This window comes from Yoonia sp. R78084, assembly GCF_044595625.1.
Classification (GTDB): domain Bacteria; phylum Pseudomonadota; class Alphaproteobacteria; order Rhodobacterales; family Rhodobacteraceae; genus Yoonia.
The window spans coordinates 852,228-867,932 of the sequence record NZ_CP138993.1 but is presented as its reverse complement, the minus strand read 5'-3'; the positions used below and the strand labels follow the sequence as shown (position 1 = coordinate 867,932).

The following is a 15,705-nucleotide window of genomic DNA, read 5'->3' as shown; positions in this document are numbered from 1 at the left end:
TAGAGCCGCGTGAAACTTTATCCAGTGGTCTCACGTGTTTTCGTCGATCTGCCGGACATAACGTCCCGTGGAATAACGATGGAGAGACATATGAAGACATTTATTTCAGCAATCGCCCTGAGCATCGCCGCAACCGGCGCATTTGCAGCCGCCCATGCCGTGACACCCTCGGTCGAAGCCGCCAACCAGTCCGTCGCCAACGGCATCGTCAGCGCAAGCATGGTTGTCGCAGCCGAGAACGGCTGGATGGTTGTGCACAGAACCGATGCGACGATGGCACCGGGCCCTGTGGTCGGTTACGCGCCGCTGCGCAAAGGTGACAACGTTGATGTCGCAGCAATCCTGACCGAAGAAGTGGCCGCCGGTGACATGCTCATGCTCATGGTCCACTCCGAGGCCGGTGGTACGATGACAGGCGGCTTTGAATACACACTTGGTGCCGTGGAAGACGGCCCGATCCGCGTTGACGGAGACCTTGTGATGGCTGTGATCACCGCCGAGTAAGCGCCAGAAATTCTTTGGCCCAAGGTTCCGAGTTTTGCGTTTCTGATATCGGGTCAGAGAAACGGATCGCCCGCAGCACCGTCCCCGGGTTGCGGGCGATCCCTCTTAGGTCGCGAAGACGCCGTCCATATCGGCGTAGCCTTTGACTTCAATCGGGTTGCCGGACGGATCACGGAAAAACATGGTCCATTGCTCACCCGGCTCACCTTTAAAGCGCACGGAGGGTGCGATGATAAAATCGGTCTGACGCTCTTCAAGGCGCCCGGCCAATGCGGTCCAGTCTTCTAGCGGCAGGACAATCCCGAAATGGGGCATCGGCACCATGTGGTCGCCCACTTTGCCTGTCGGTTCATTGGCAAAGGGCGTGCCCAAGTGCAGGCTGAGCTGATGGCCGAAAAAGTCGAAATCCACCCAGGTATCGGTCGAACGCCCTTCGGTTGCACCCAATGCACCGGAATAGAATTCTCGGGACTCGTCCAAATCCAAAACATGAAAGGCAAAATGGAATGGGTGCGGCATGATCTTGTCCTTTGCGTATGAGGGCCGTTGAGGTGTTCCGGCTTTCCGCCTACACCTAGCGGCAACAATTTTCAAAGGGGAGACCAGAAATGACCGACGGCCCAAGCTATGGCTTTGACACGCTGCAAATTCACGCAGGCGCCCGCCCTGATCCGGCAACAGGCGCGCGCCAAGTGCCGATCTACCAGACCACCGCCTATGTGTTCCGCGATGCAGACCACGCGGCGGCTTTGTTCAACCTCCAAGAGGTGGGTTACATCTATTCCCGCCTGACCAATCCGACAGTTGCCGCCCTGCAAGAACGCATCGCGACACTTGAAGGCGGTGTTGGCGGTGTGTGCTGTTCGTCCGGTCACGCGGCGCAAATCATGGCGCTCTTCCCGCTGATGCAGCCGGGGCGCAACATTGTCGCGTCCAGCCGCCTCTATGGTGGCACCGTCACGCAGTTCAGCCAGACGATCAAACGCTTTGGCTGGTCTGCGAAATTCGTGGACTTTGATGATCATGCCGCAGTCGCGGCCGCCATCGACGACGACACCCGCGCGGTGTTCTGCGAAGCCATCGCCAACCCGGGCGGCCATATCACCGACCTTGATGCGATCTCGGCCATTTCCGATGCGGCAGGCATTCCTTTGATCGTCGATAACACATCCGCCACGCCGTACCTGTGCCGCCCGATTGAACATGGCGCAACACTGGTCGTCCACTCCACCACAAAATACCTGACAGGCAATGGCACCGTCACCGGTGGATGCGTCGTTGACAGCGGAAAATTCGACTGGGCCGCGAATGATAAATTCCCGTCCCTCAGCCAGCCCGAGCCTGCCTATCACGGCCTGAAATTTGCCGAGACATTCGGCCCACTGGCCTTTACGTTCCACGGCATTGCCATCGGTCTGCGCGATCTGGGCATGACAATGAACCCGCAAGCCGCGCATTACACGCTGATGGGGATCGAAACTCTGTCGCTGCGCATGGAACGTCATGTCGAGAACGCGATGAAGATCGCAAAATGGCTCGAGGATGATCCGCGCACAGAATACGTGACTTATGCCGGGCTTGAGAGCTCACCCTATTCCAAACTGGTGCCAAAAATCTGCCCCAAGGGTGCAGGTGCCTTGTTCACCGTCGCCGTAAAGGGCGGCTATGACGCCTGTATCAAGCTCGTCGATAGCCTCGAGATATTTAGCCATGTGGCTAACCTTGGGGATACGCGCAGTCTGATCATCCACTCGGCCTCGACCACGCACCGCCAGTTGACGGCAGAGCAACAAGAGGCCGCAGGTGCTGGCCCGGGCATCGTGCGTTTGTCAATCGGGATCGAGGATGCCGACGATCTGATTGCCGATCTCGATCAGGCCTTGGCAAAAGCCACAGCCTAACACTAAGAAACCCGTCCGTGCCCTTGGCGTGGGCGGGTTTCTGCTTTAGGGTTCCGGCATGGGGGCAAAACGCGTTTTGCCTGTGGGACCAACATGCTAGAGCGTGACAATGATCACCAACTTTGCGCTATCGCTTTCGCTTGACGGAATTGAGCTGCTTCATCGCGTGCCGCGCGGCTGGCGGCCGGTTGGACGCGTCGATGTGGCCAGCAAAACGCTTGAGGAAGATCTGAGCGCGCTGCGTGAAAAGGCCCTGTTGATCGAACCCGACGGCCTCCGGACCAAACTGGTGATTCCGCTCGATCAGATCAAATACCTTGCACTGGATGGGACACGCACCACCGAGGATGACATTCACGCCGCGTTGGATGGCGCCACACCCTATGCGCTGGGTGATCTGGTCATTGATAGTGAAAAAAGTGGCGGACGCACCCATGTTGCCGCTGTCGCACGCGAGACACTCAACGAGGCAGAGGCCTTTGCCGATGCCCATGGTTTTCAGCCAGTAGCCTTTGTCGCAGTACCCGAACCCTTCACCTTTCAAAAAGAAGTCTTCTTTGGCCCGACAGATATGGCCCGAAGCATTGTTGGCCCTGACGCCATCATTGAACGCGATGATCTTCCGGTCATGCCGGTCGGCACGCGGATCAAATCGCGCCTTCTGGTGTTCGATGAGCCCGAAAATGTGGAAGAGGACACGTATAAAGACGACCTCGCCATATTGATGGCATCACAGGATACGCCCGCACCGGTTGCGCCCGAGACCGGGGTCATCGCTGAGGCCGAAAAAGCCCCTACACCGGTCGTGCCAAGACAGGCGATGTGGATTGACCGTATCCCGCCCGAGCATCATGCGCGGACCACTGCGGAAATGCCTGAAACCGCACCCGCCTCTATAGCGGCCAGCGTTGCATTGGCACAACCTGCGCTGTTCGATCTGGTTATCCCCGAGCATCACCGCAAAACGCCCAAGAAGGCAAAGTCACCGCTTGTTGCCGTATTTGGCGGACAAAAAAGTGCAGCCCCTGCCGTGTCGCTCGGTACACCGGCATCACAGGTAGCGGCCCCCGCGATTGCACCGCAAGCGAACCGGCCGACAGCTCCGGACGCAAGTCACCCTAAAAGCGCACCAGAGACGAACAAACGCCCTGCCCTGATTGCCGCTGGTATTGCTGCGGCCGCTTTGGTGTTGGGTGGCGTCATCTGGTCCCAGCAGACGACGACTGAAACAGCCGCCCTTGCGCCAGAGCCTCCAGTTGCAACCGAAGAGGTGGTCATCGCGCAGGCACCATTAGAACAGTCGAACGTTGAGCAAGCGGCACCAGAAGCAGGCCCAGAGATTGCCGAGTTTGCGATCCCGGATCTTACCGCGCCACAGGCGACCGGCAGTGAACTTGCGACAACCGGACCGGAAGCCCCTGCGACACGCAGCACTGCACCAGCAGAACTAGCGGTTGCCGCAGCGGACGCACCCCTGACAACAGTGCAGGCCCCGCCTGCCCCACCGGTCGAGGAAACAGAAACAGCCGAAGCCACAGTCGGGTCCCCCGTCCTGCGCGCTCAGGTACTCAGCCCCGACGAGGCCGAACGCATCTATGACGCAACAGGTGTCTGGCAGCGTGCCCCACGGTTCTTTGACATCCCGTCGGGCGCAATTCCGTTGGCATTTGATCGCCCTGCGGACGTAACCGCACCTGACCGGATCAAACGGCCCGACATGGCGCAGCTTGACGGGTTTGAAACCGATCTCAGTTTTATTGCCCCGGCCAATCCCCCCGCACCCGACGTGACATTTGCGCGTGACGCGGACGGGTTCATTCTGGCAACCGAGGAAGGCACCGTTACGCCGGAAGGTGCCTTGGTCTTTGCGGGGCTGCCTGACCTTGCAATCACGCCACGCCCGGAACTCAGCCAAGCTGATCTGGAGCGCTTTGCGCTTCTCGCGCCGGCCCCTGAAGGTGTGGTGATCATCCCGGGCACGCCGGCTGTCGTGCCACCTTTGCGCCCTGCGGATGCGGCATTGCCCGAACCGGAAGAGGCGCCGGAGGAAACAGACGTTGCCTCTGCCACACCTACACCGGAGGCGCCAACACCCGGCGCTGTTGGCCTTGGAGGGCTTGAGCTCCAGAACACCGGCGCGATTTCACTTGATACAGCCGTCGTGGAAGAACGCGCGCTTGTTGATCTGCGCCCCCGCCTGCGCCCACAGGGGCTTGCGGCAAGGGTCGATCCTGGCACGCCGGATATCACCGATATTCTGGCAGGTATCGCGGCCGAGGATGCGACATTGCGGTTTGACAACAGCACCGCACTGGCCGTTGTGCTGTCAATCCGCCCTGATGCTCGCCCGTCAAACTTTGCCAATGTCGTCGCTGCCGCTGCCCGCACTCAACCACAGCCAGCGGCCCCTGCACCATCAGCCCCCGAAAGTGCCGCGCCTGTCGTTGCTGCCGCGCCGGTCGCACCACAGAATGTCCAGCCCGTGCCGGGCGGTGTTGCACGTGCGGCCACGCAAGAAGACGCGATCCGCCTGCGTGAGATCAATCTGATCGGTGTCTATGGACGCCCCAACGCCCGCCGCGCTCTCGTCCGCCTGAGCAACGGGCGCTACGTGCGCGTCGAGATCGGGAGCGAGCTTGATGGCGGGCAGGTCACCGCCATCGGCGATAGCGCGCTGAATTACGTCAAACGCGGGCGGACCTACGCGATCGAATTGCCCTAGCTAGCTTGCCTTCAGAACACCACGGTCGATCTGGTCGGCTTCGATGCTCTCAAACAGCGCCTTGAAGTTCCCTTCGCCAAAGCCGTCATCGCCCTTGCGCTGGATGAACTCGAAAAAGATCGGGCCGATCACGGTCTTGGAGAAGATCTGCAAAAGGATGCGGGTTTCGCCGCCGTCCACAACACCCTCACCGTCAATCAGGATACCGTGCTTCATCATCCGCTCTTTGGGCTCATCATGGCCCACAACGCGGGTGTAGCTCAGGTCATAATAGGCCACGGGCGGCTTGGGCATGAACTTGATACCCCGCAAGGCAATCTCGTCGGTCGCGTCATAAAGGTCATGCGCGCCTACCGCGATATGCTGGATACCCTCGCCCTTGTACCGCTTGAGGTATTCGACGATCTGCCCCGTTTCCCCGCGGTCTTCGTTGATCGGGATGCGGATCCGCCCGCAGGGAGACGTCAGCGCGCGCGACAAGAGGCCGGTGAACTTGCCCTCGATATCAAAGAACCGGATCTCGCGGAAATTGAAAAGGTCACCATAGAACCTGAACCACAGGTCCATGTTCCCCTTGTGCACATTATGTGTGAGGTGATCGAGATAGTGGAAACCGACCCCCGCAGGGTGTGCGTCTGAGACCCAGTCAAATTCGGCGTTATAGGGGTTCGCTTCATAATACTGGTCAACGAAATAGATCAGGCTGCCGCCGATGCCGACGATTGCAGGCACGTCCAATGCCTTTCCATCGCCCTCATAGGGAACCGCCCCTTTGCTGACCGCATGTTCGAAGGCATGCTGCGCATCAACGACACGCCAGCCCATCGACGGCGCACAGGGGCCATGTTCGTCGACAAAGGCGCGCGCGTGGCTGCCCGGTTCATTGTTGATCACATAGGTGATATCGCCTTGCTGCCAAAGCTCGATATCTTTGGTCTTGTGCGTGGCGGTGTGGGTATAGCCCATCTGCGCAAACAGTGTGCGCAGGGTCTCTGGCTCTGGATGGGCAAATTCGACAAATTCGAAACCATCTGTCCCAGCTGGGTTTTCAGCGCTGATTGTGGCTTTCGGGGCGTCGTGGGGAAAAGGTCCCATGGGTGATCTCCTATGCGTTTGGGAGACAATACAGCGAAATACCTGCAAATAATGCGCAATATTTCATTAAATGATTGATAATTATACGCATTTACCGCATATTATATAGTATTTACGCAGGATTTATGCATGACATTGGACGCCGCCGACCTTTCATTGCTGGCCATGCTGCAACGCGATTCCGCCAAAACGGCGCAGGAACTGGGTGATGCACTGAATATGTCCGCCTCACAGGCAGGACGCCGCAAACAGCGGCTTGAAGCGGAAGGCTATATCGCAGGCTACCGCGCTTTTCTTTCACCGGAGAAAGTGGGGCTTTCGGTACAGGGTTTCATTCAGGTGGTCATGGCCACCCATACCGAAAAGAACGCGCGTGATTTTGTGCAATTGACCAGAACACGCCCCGAGATCGTTGGTGCGTGGACACTGACCGGAGAGGCCGATTATCTGTTGCGGGTCTATTGTCGCGATCTTGCGGCGCTGAACCTGCTGGTCCAACAGGTGCTATTGCCCCACCCCGCCGTCAGCCGTGTGCAAAGCCAGATTGTGATGGAACGGATCAAGCCCGACGCACCCTTGCCACTTTAGGTAAAGCAGCGTGGATATTTCCCCATTCCTCCTTTCCAATGGAGGATGCCACGTTACAATGAACTAGACCCAATTCGCCAGACCAGCGCACCTCGCGCCGGTCAAGAGAGAGCCTGATCTTCATGGAATCCTTCCTGTTTCAAGCGACAATCTATCTCGGCGCCGCAGTCATCGCGGTGCCGCTGGCCGCGCGTCTGGGGCTTGGGTCGGTGCTGGGGTATCTGCTGGCAGGGATCGTGATTGGACCTGTCGCCGGGTTGGTCGGCAGCGAGACGCAGGATTTACAGCATTTCGCGGAATTCGGCGTTGTGATGATGCTGTTCCTGATCGGGCTCGAGCTTGATCCGCGCGCGCTGTGGAATATGCGTCAGAGGTTGCTGGGCTTGGGCGGCTTGCAGATCTTGTTGACCATGTTGGCGATCAGCAGTGGCGCTGTGGCGATGGGTTATGATCTGTCAACGGCGGTGGCGGTGGGGATGATCTTTGCGCTCTCATCCACAGCGATCGTGTTGCAGACCCTGACAGAAAAGGGCCTGATGCAGACCAGCGGCGGGCGTTCGACATTTTCGGTGCTGCTGGCGCAGGATATCGCCGTAATTCCGATGCTGGCGCTCTTGCCCCTGCTGGCCGTGCCCGCAGTGATGAGCCTTGCGCCGGACGGGTCGATGGTGCGTGCGGCGACCGAACATGGCGACGAACACCATGCTGTTGTCAGCCTTGTTGACGGCCTGCCTGGTTGGGGTGTGACGCTGGTCACATTGGGGGCCGTCGCCATTGTCATTCTCGCGGGCACCTTCCTGACCCGCCCTGTCTTTCGCTACATCCATCACGCCCGTCTGCGCGAAATGTATACGGCGCTTGCGCTGCTCATGGTGGTGGCCACGGCTGTCTTGATGACAATGGTGGGACTATCGCCTGCCTTGGGCACGTTCCTTGCAGGCGTTGTCCTTGCCAACTCGGAGTTCCGGCACGAGTTGGAAAGCGACCTTGCCCCGTTCAAAGGGCTGCTTCTGGGGCTCTTCTTTATCACCGTGGGTGCAGGGATCGACTTTACGCTGTTGTTTGGTGATCCGGCGCGCATTCTGGCCCTTGCCCTTGCGGTGATGCTGATCAAGGGCCTCATCCTCTATGCTTTGGCGCTTTTGTTCAAATTGCACAAAAAAGACCGCTGGCTTTTCACGCTCGGCCTCGCGCAAGCCGGTGAATTCGGCTTCGTGCTGATCTCTTTTTCGCTGCAACAAGGCGTTCTGACAGATGCTCTCGGCGGGCAGCTTTTGCTGGTCACGGCCCTTTCCATGCTGATCACGCCCCTGCTCTTCATCGTTTATGAGATGATCATCAAACGCATGAGTGACGTCGAAGAGGCCGAGCATGACGAAGTCGATGAACAAGGCACCGTCATCATCGCGGGGATCGGGCGGTTCGGGCAAATCGTGAACCGTCTTGTGCAAAGCGCGGGGGTCAACACGGTGGTGGTCGATAATGATCTTTCCACGGTCCAGATGATGCGAAAATTCGGGTTCCGCGGTTTCTTTGGTGACCCGACACGCCCTGATCTGCTGAATGCGGCGGGTCTGGAAGATGCGAAAATCCTCGTCGTTGCACTGGACGATCGCGAGGCGGCCAACAAGCTTGTCAGCTATGCCCGCAAGGCGCGGCCCGATTTGCACATCATCGCCCGCGCACGCGACCGTGTGCATGTCTACGAACTTTACGATGCGGGCGCCGATGACATCGTGCGGGAACTGTTTGACAGCTCGCTCCGAGCGGGCCGCTATGCGCTGGAAAACCTCGGGCTTTCCGAATTCGAGGCCGCCGAGGTCGAGCAAGCCTTTTATCAACACGATCGCAAGGCGCTGCGCGAGCTGGCGGAACTGTGGAAACCGGGCGTTCCGATCACGGAAATTCCCGAATATGTGGCACGGGCACGCGAGCTCAACAATACGCTGGAATTGGAGCTTACCGCACGCCAACAGGCCAACGAGAAAAAGCGCGCTTGAGTAACCCCGAACTCCAGAAAGATTGAGGGCTACCCGTCAGCGACGCCCGCCTCGGCAAAAGTTGCCATGCCGGAATGACAGGCGACTGCACCTTTCAGGACACCGATTGCAAGGGCGGCGCCCGATCCTTCACCCAGACGCAGCCCCAGTTGCAGCAAAGGCTGTTTGCCCAAAGCATCCAGCAACTGCTGGTGTGCACCCTCTGCGCTCAGATGCCCCGCAACAGTATGATCCAGCGCACCATCCACGGCCTTTGCCAGACTGGCCGCAGCGGCACAGCAAATGAACCCGTCAAGGATCACGGGGATCCGGTGATGGCGTGCAGCGGCAATCGCCCCCGCCATGCCCGCAAGTTCGCGCCCGCCCAGACAGCGCAGTGCCTCGAGCGGGTCAGTTGTTGCGTGAAGCGCGACACCGCGCGCAACCACATCGGTCTTGCGCGCCAGTCCGTCGTCATCCACGCCTGTGCCGCGCCCCGTCCAGTCAGAAGCAAGCCCACCAAGAACGGCCACCGCAACAGCGGCAGCAGAGGTGGTGTTGCCAATGCCCATCTCACCTGTCACCAAAAGGTCAGACTTTGGATCGACAGCGGTCCATCCGGTTTGAAGCGCTTCAATAAATTCGCTCTCTGTCATGGCGGGCGCTGTTGTGAAATCCGCGGTCGGCATATCAAGCGCGATTGGATAGACATCCATCTTTGCGCCAAAAGCCTTTGAGAGTTGATTGATCGCCGCACCACCATGTTCGAAATTCGCGACCATCTGCGCGGTAACTTCAGGCGGAAAGGCCGAAACCCCCTGCGCGCAGACCCCGTGGTTGCCTGCAAAGATAATCACTTGCGGTGATGTGATCTCCGGCCGCGCATCGCCGCGCCAAGCAGCATACCAGATTGCCAGATCCTCCAAACGCCCCAGTGCACCGGGTGGTTTTGTCAGTTGCCCGTTGCGGTCCTGCGCGCCCTTGCGGGCATCCTCGTTCGGGCCGGGGGCGGCCGCCAGCAGGTCACGGAAGCCGGAAATGGTTGAAAATGGCGCTTGCATCAGGTCCTCGCTCGGGTCAACTCTTGCTCTTGTTTAACCTATGGCGCGCTGATGAAAAGGCCACGGAAGGACGCATTTTGTACAAACACGACAACAGCTTGATCGCCGCGATTGATCTGCCTGCCGCACTTGGGTTGTTGACACGGTTGCCTGTGGCGATTGATAGCACCCGCGCGATGGATCGCGGTGCGGCCTCGGCCTGGGCCTATTCGCTGGTGGGTGTTGTGCTGGGCGTCATTCTGGCGGCGGCGACGTCTGTGATGCTTTGGCTAGGCGTGCCTTCGGGGATTGTGGCGGGGTTGGTGCTGGCTGGCACAGTGATCCTTACCGGCGCCATGCACGAGGACGGTTTGGCCGATAGCGCCGATGGTCTTTGGGGGGGCTGGGACAAAGCCCGCCGCTTGGAGATCATGAAGGACAGCAATATCGGCGTGTACGGCGTTTGTGCGGTTGGCCTGTCACTTTTGCTGCGCTGGCTTGCGCTGGTGGTGATCGTGTCGATGGGGGCCTATTGGGTGGCTTTCATTGCGGCAGGTGTTGTCAGCCGTGCGGCGATGGTGGTGCTGATGGGGATGCTGCCAAACGCCCGCGATGGCGGCTTAAGCAGATCGGTTGGCCGCCCACCGACCGGAACGGTTTGGGTGGCGGTGGCGATTGCAATCGGGTTTGCGCTGCTGTGCGGATATCCGTGGGTCATCATGACAGCCGCAATCGCAGCCCTGTGCTGCGGCGCGATCGCACGTGCCAAAATCGGCGGTCAGACCGGCGATATTCTGGGGGCCACGCAGCAAGTGACGGAAATCGTTGCGCTGATCACAATCGTGGTCTCGATTACTTAAGGTAACGCCTCGCAGGCCAAGGCGGTCGCAAAAGACCCTCGGTCGATATGCGCACCGATGCTGCGGCTCGTCAGCTGACCGTCGATCAGGCTTGTCGCCATGACGTCGGTCCAATCCGCGTTGGCGGTAATCATCTCAGGTCCTGCGCCGCAATCACGGATGCCGCCGCCGATATCGCGCTCGCCGATCCGGTGATTGGTCAGGCCGGGCAAATCAGCCACGGGCACCAAAGCAGCATCCGTATAGCGCCAAACGCGCAACATTTTGGCCAGATGCGGGCGGTCGATATAGGCGATTTCAATCGCGCCGTCCCCGTCCAGATCAGCAACCCCGACAGGTGCCAACCAGCGGTTCGTTTGCCCGATATGGGGGGTCGCTGCAATCTTGCCTGTCTCATCATAGACGGCCAGCTGCGCGCCAGCACTGGCAAGGGTTTCCACGACGATCACTTCGGGGGACACGTCGCCGTCAATATCCGCAAGGCGCGGCGCCACATCCTCGAACACGCGGTCCCCAGACAGCACAAAACGGCGCGTGCCAGTATCTGTTGTGATTTCCAGCGCACCCCACTCGATCGCGTCGCCCAGAATACCGTGGGCATAGCGATCAGTCGGTGCGGCGTAGTCTGCCGAAACAATCGTTTCAGCGCAGGCAGAGCTGGCCATGACGGCCACCCATGCCATGGTCCGTATCAAATCTGCTTTTCCGGCATCTGCACGCGCAGACCGTCCAGAGCATCAGTGACTTTCAACTGGCAGGTCAGGCGGGATTTGACGGGATCAGGTTCGTAGGCAAAATCCAGCATGTCCTCTTCCATCGCATCCTTGGCGGGAAGTTTCTCGACCCATGCGTCATCAACGTACACGTGGCATGTGGAGCAGGCGCAAGCGCCACCGCAATCGGCCTCGATGCCGGGAATGCCGTTGTCACGTGCACCTTCCATCACGGTGAGCCCGTTGGCGACGTCCACAACATGCTCTTTGCCGCTGTGTTCCACGTAAGTAATCTTGGCCATTCTTGTCTGTCCCTTATGAAATCGTTCTGGTCCGGCATTAAGTAGTGCACGTTATTCACGCTCGCCACCCCCAATTTGACAGATATCGGTCGCTGACAACTTTGTGCACCGGGGGAACACGCAACCTGGCTGTTGGCTCAAGCCCGTCTTGGGAACCGGATTATCGTATGAAAAAGGCGGCCTCGGAGGCCGCCTTTTTATCGCAAATGTGAACGCTTAGTCTTCCAGCACGAGGGCCACAAAGCGCGGGTCTCCACCGCGGCGCACCAAGAGCAGAAGCGATTTACGCCCGGCCTCTGTGGCTGCTTCAATCCGGTCTTCCAGATCCGAAATCGTAGCCACTGCCTCTTGGCCGGCCTCGGTGATGACGTCACCTTCCAGCAGGCCTTTGGATGCAGCCTCGGAGTCGGGGTCGATCGCTGTGATCACCAGGCCCGTGTCGACAGTCAAAGAAAACTGATCGGTCAGTTCAGGGGTGATTTCAGAGAGCGTCAGACCAAGAATTTCGGACTGCTCCGGCTCGGCCTCTTCCGTTGACGCAGGGAATGCTACCGCCTCAGAGGTTTCACGCCGCCCCAGGACAACAAGCAGATCTTCCATCTCACCGTTGCGCAGCACGCCTACGGGCACTTCTGTACCTACCGGGGAGTTGCCGACGATCCGCACCAGTTCGCGGGTATCTTCAATTTCGATCCCGTCGAAATTCAGGATCACGTCACCAGCGAGCATCCCAGCGTTCTCTGCAGGTCCGGGCGGTACATCAGTGACAAGCGCACCACGGGCCATATCAAGACCTTCGATTGCATCAACCATGTCCGGTGTGACGTCCTGAATACGCACACCCAACCAGCCGCGGCGTGTTTCGCCGAATTCGATCAGCTGGTCCACCACATTGGTCACAACAGCCGATGACATCGCAAAACCGATACCGATCGAGCCGCCATTAGGCGAGAGGATCGCGGTGTTCACGCCGATGACTTCACCGTCCATATTGAACAATGGACCACCCGAGTTACCACGGTTGATGGCTGCGTCGGTCTGGATGTAGTCGTCATAGGTGCCGGAAAGCGCACGGTTGCGGGCAGACACGATGCCGGCAGAGACCGAAAAGCCCTGCCCCAGCGGGTTCCCCATCGCCATCACCCAGTCACCGACGCGCGCCCCTTCGGCGTTGCTGTCGCCGAATTCAACGAATGGCAGGTTGTCGAGGTCAACTTTCAGAACGGCGATATCGGTGTTGGGGTCGGTGCCGATCAGCTCGGCAGGTACACCGGGTTCACCGCCCGGGAAGAATTCAATCAGGATTTCATCCGCACCTTCAATCACGTGGTTGTTGGTCACGATGAAACCATCCTCGGAGATCACGAAACCGGAGCCCAGCGCCGACGAACGGCGTGTGCCTTGTCCCGGCCCCCGGTCAAGATCGTTGAAGAAATCCTCAAATGGTGACCCGTCAGGAACAAGCCCCTGAGGCCCTGTCCGACCGGCCACGGTCGTGCTGGTCGTGATGTTGACGACGGCCGGGCTGACCTGTTCGGCCAGATCAGCGAATGTTTCGGGACGTTGCTGCGCGCTGGCGAATGTCACCTGCGCAAGGACCATGGCGAAAGCGACCGCCAAGGTCGTGACGAAAGCCATCAAAAGACCACGCGTGCGCTGCTGATCTCGACTGACTGCGATTGCCTTGGACTTCACGGCAAATCTCCTTTTGTTGAAACCGGGGCGCAAGACCGCGACCCTACTCATCTTCTGATGTTCTATGTAGGGCGCGAATTGTGCAACGCAAACTTCACATTCAAATTCTCAACACCACGTGAATTATTGTGCAAGCCCTGAAACACTGGCTAGGCAGCCAGGCCAAAAAGAAAGGGCCAGCACGGTGGCTGGCCCTTCCAGTTACTATAACCCAATTGGTTACTCGCCTGCGGCGCGACCCTGATCGGACTTCAGATAGTTGAAGAACTCGTTATCAGGCGACAGAACCATGGTCGAATTGCCCGGGGTCAATGAACGCTGATAGGCTGTCATGGAGCGATAGAATTCAAAGAATTCAGGATCCGCACCAAAGGCCTGCGCGAAGATCTCGTTCCGGCGGGCATCGGCCTCACCCTGAATGATCTGGCTTTCGCGTTCGGCCTCGGACACCAGCTCGATGACGGTACGGTCGGCACCGGCGCGAATACGCTGGGCCGCTTCATTACCACGGGCGCGTTCGTCGGCGGCTTCACGGTCACGCTCGGCCTTCATCCGCTCATATGTCGCGTTGAGGTTTTCCATCGGAAGGTCGGTCCGCTTCAGGCGCACGTCAAGCACCTGCAAACCCAGAGGGCGCGCCTCTTCAATCGCCTGATTGCGAATGCGCAACATCAGCGCGGCACGATCCACCGACAGAATGTCGTTGGATGTCACCGAACCCAGCACCTCGCGGGTTTCAGCCCGCAGAATACTGTCGAGACGACGGGCCGCAGCTTCCTCGCCACCCGTACCGACGGCACGACGGAACTGCTCCACATCGACAATGCGGTATCGTGCAAAGGCATCGACCACCAGGCGGCGGTCATCCGCAGGTGTCACCTCGAGGGGTTCCAAATCACGGCTCAGAATGCGGTCGTCGTAACGCACCACTTCCTGGATGAGCGGTATCTTGAACCCCAGACCCGGGTCCTCCTTGACACTCACGATCTGGCCGAACTGGAGCACCAGCGCCTTCTCGCGTTCATCCACAACAAAGACCGAAGACAGCGCGCCGATCAAAACAACCGCAACTGCGGGCAAAAGAAATGCTGATTTACGCATCAGTTGGTTCCTCCAGTTGTCGGTGTGCGACGCAGTTCATTCAACGGCAGGTATGGCACGACGCCCTGACCACCTTCTTGACCTTCGTCCAGCAGGATGATGTCGACACCACCCAGCACGCTTTCCATTGTCTCCAGATAGAGACGCTTGCGGGTGACCTCAGGCGCTTTTGCATATTCCGCCAAAACAGCGCTGAAACGGCTCGCCTCACCTTCGGCTTCGTTCACCACGCGGGCGCGGTAGCCTTCGGCTTGCTCAAGGATCTGGGCCGCCCGGCCACGGGCTTCAGCAACCACCTGATTGGCATAGGCATCGGCCACGTTCTGAACGCGGTCACGTTCCTGCTCGGCATCCTGTACCGCGCGGAATGACGCGATGACCGGTTCGGGCGGATCGGCTTTGTCAAAGTTGACGCGGATGACTGAGATGCCCGAGTCGTAGCTGTCGAGCGTTTCCTGAATCATGTCGCGCAGGCGGTCAGCAATGGCGCCACGATCACGGTTGAGGATCGGGGCCAGTTCCGACTGGGAAATGATCTCGCGCATAGCTGATTCAGAGACGGCTTCGATCGTCTGCGGCGGGTTGGCAAGGTTGAATAGATACTCTTCCGGATTGATGATATTCCAGACGACCTGAAAATCGATGTCGACGATGTTTTCATCGCCTGTCAGCATCAAACCCGCTTCTGATCCGGTGCGGCTGGTGCCGATGTCGATGTTCCGCTCTGTCGTCACAGCAAGCACTTCGCGCGTCACAACGGGCCACGGCGCAAAGTTCAGACCGGGTTCACCGATTTCCAGAAAGTCACCCAAGAACAGCTCGACCGCACGTTCTTCGGGACGCACTGTGTAGAAAGAGGCATAGAGCCATAGACCAATAGCTGCGAGAATACCCAGACCGACCGTACCGCGTGTGACCTGTGGACCACCGCCGCCGCTGCCGCCTTGTCCATTGCCGCCACCGCCGCCGCCCATCAGGACACGCAGTTGTTCACGACCTTTATTCACCAGCTCGTCAATTTCGGGAATACTCGGGCCGTCGTTGTTGGGCTTGCGACCGCCGCTACCGCGGTTGTCGTCATTGTTGCCCCCACCTGAGCCATTATTTCCGCCGCCGCCCCACGGGCCACCGTTGTTGCCTGCCATTGTCTTCCTATGCTTCCTTTCAGCGTGTTCCACTAACGTGAACTGTCATTGTGCATGTGT

General features: G+C 59.1%; 14 protein-coding genes. 6 read left to right on the top strand and 8 right to left on the bottom strand.

Annotation, left to right across the window (positions count from 1 at the left end):
• Nucleotides 1-90: 90 nt before the first annotated feature.
• Entirely contained in the window at nt 91-504 is a 414-nt protein-coding gene (locus SJY29_RS04545) for a hypothetical protein (RefSeq protein WP_400087334.1), read from the top strand.
• Nucleotides 505-609: 105 nt separating this feature from the next.
• On the opposite strand, the gene SJY29_RS04540 is transcribed toward SJY29_RS04545, so the two are convergent.
• Nucleotides 610-1,023, bottom strand: coding sequence for a VOC family protein (locus tag SJY29_RS04540; protein ID WP_110280326.1), 414 nt, complete (start codon nt 1,021-1,023; stop codon nt 610-612).
• Between the two features lie 89 nt (nt 1,024-1,112).
• Here SJY29_RS04540 and SJY29_RS04535 point away from each other — a divergent pair, with 89 nt between their 5' ends.
• Nucleotides 1,113-2,405, top strand: coding sequence for an O-acetylhomoserine aminocarboxypropyltransferase/cysteine synthase family protein (locus SJY29_RS04535; protein WP_076658905.1), 1,293 nt, complete (start codon nt 1,113-1,115; stop codon nt 2,403-2,405).
• A 103-nt stretch (nt 2,406-2,508) separates the two neighbouring features.
• Nucleotides 2,509-5,127 carry a hypothetical protein gene (locus SJY29_RS04530; protein WP_400087330.1) on the top strand — a complete coding sequence of 873 codons (2,619 nt, stop codon included), beginning with the start codon at nt 2,509-2,511 and terminating at the stop codon, nt 5,125-5,127.
• Here the strand turns inward: SJY29_RS04530 and hppD are convergent, their stop codons facing one another.
• Complete coding sequence (gene hppD / locus SJY29_RS04525; protein WP_400087327.1) at nt 5,128-6,222, bottom strand: 4-hydroxyphenylpyruvate dioxygenase; 1,095 nt, start codon at nt 6,220-6,222, stop codon at nt 5,128-5,130.
• Between the two features lie 129 nt (nt 6,223-6,351).
• Here hppD and SJY29_RS04520 point away from each other — a divergent pair, with 129 nt between their 5' ends.
• On the top strand, nt 6,352-6,810 hold the full coding sequence (locus tag SJY29_RS04520) for an Lrp/AsnC family transcriptional regulator (protein ID WP_055296722.1): 459 nt from the start codon (nt 6,352-6,354) through the stop codon (nt 6,808-6,810).
• 122 nt (nt 6,811-6,932) lie between these two features.
• Complete coding sequence (locus tag SJY29_RS04515; RefSeq protein WP_400087324.1) at nt 6,933-8,810, top strand: cation:proton antiporter; 1,878 nt, start codon at nt 6,933-6,935, stop codon at nt 8,808-8,810.
• Nucleotides 8,811-8,839: 29 nt separating this feature from the next.
• On the opposite strand, the gene cobT is transcribed toward SJY29_RS04515, so the two are convergent.
• A complete protein-coding gene (gene cobT, locus SJY29_RS04510) occupies nt 8,840-9,850 on the bottom strand; it encodes a nicotinate-nucleotide--dimethylbenzimidazole phosphoribosyltransferase (RefSeq protein ID WP_400087321.1) in 1,011 nt (336 codons plus the stop codon).
• 77 nt (nt 9,851-9,927) lie between these two features.
• Here cobT and cobS point away from each other — a divergent pair, with 77 nt between their 5' ends.
• Nucleotides 9,928-10,689: an adenosylcobinamide-GDP ribazoletransferase gene (gene cobS, locus SJY29_RS04505; protein ID WP_400087319.1), complete on the top strand. Its 762-nt coding sequence runs from the start codon at nt 9,928-9,930 to the stop codon at nt 10,687-10,689.
• Here cobS and SJY29_RS04500 read toward each other — a convergent pair.
• The 5 genes from SJY29_RS04500 to hflK all read right to left on the bottom strand — a co-directional run bounded on the left by SJY29_RS04500 (nt 10,686) and on the right by hflK (nt 15,645).
• Nucleotides 10,686-11,372: an FG-GAP repeat domain-containing protein gene (locus tag SJY29_RS04500; RefSeq protein ID WP_400087316.1), complete on the bottom strand. Its 687-nt coding sequence runs from the start codon at nt 11,370-11,372 to the stop codon at nt 10,686-10,688. The two genes, cobS and SJY29_RS04500, sit on opposite strands and share 4 nt — an antisense overlap.
• Nucleotides 11,373-11,380: 8 nt before the next feature.
• Nucleotides 11,381-11,704, bottom strand: coding sequence for a 2Fe-2S iron-sulfur cluster-binding protein (locus tag SJY29_RS04495; protein ID WP_400087313.1), 324 nt, complete (start codon nt 11,702-11,704; stop codon nt 11,381-11,383).
• A 216-nt stretch (nt 11,705-11,920) separates the two neighbouring features.
• A complete protein-coding gene (locus SJY29_RS04490) occupies nt 11,921-13,342 on the bottom strand; it encodes a Do family serine endopeptidase (RefSeq protein WP_400088833.1) in 1,422 nt (473 codons plus the stop codon).
• A gap of 276 nt (nt 13,343-13,618) precedes the next feature.
• Nucleotides 13,619-14,500, bottom strand: coding sequence for a protease modulator HflC (hflC, locus tag SJY29_RS04485; protein ID WP_110280336.1), 882 nt, complete (start codon nt 14,498-14,500; stop codon nt 13,619-13,621).
• Nucleotides 14,500-15,645: an FtsH protease activity modulator HflK gene (hflK, locus tag SJY29_RS04480; RefSeq protein WP_110280337.1), complete on the bottom strand. Its 1,146-nt coding sequence runs from the start codon at nt 15,643-15,645 to the stop codon at nt 14,500-14,502. Before hflK ends, hflC begins: the two co-directional genes overlap by 1 nt.
• Between the last annotated feature and the right edge of the window lie 60 nt (nt 15,646-15,705).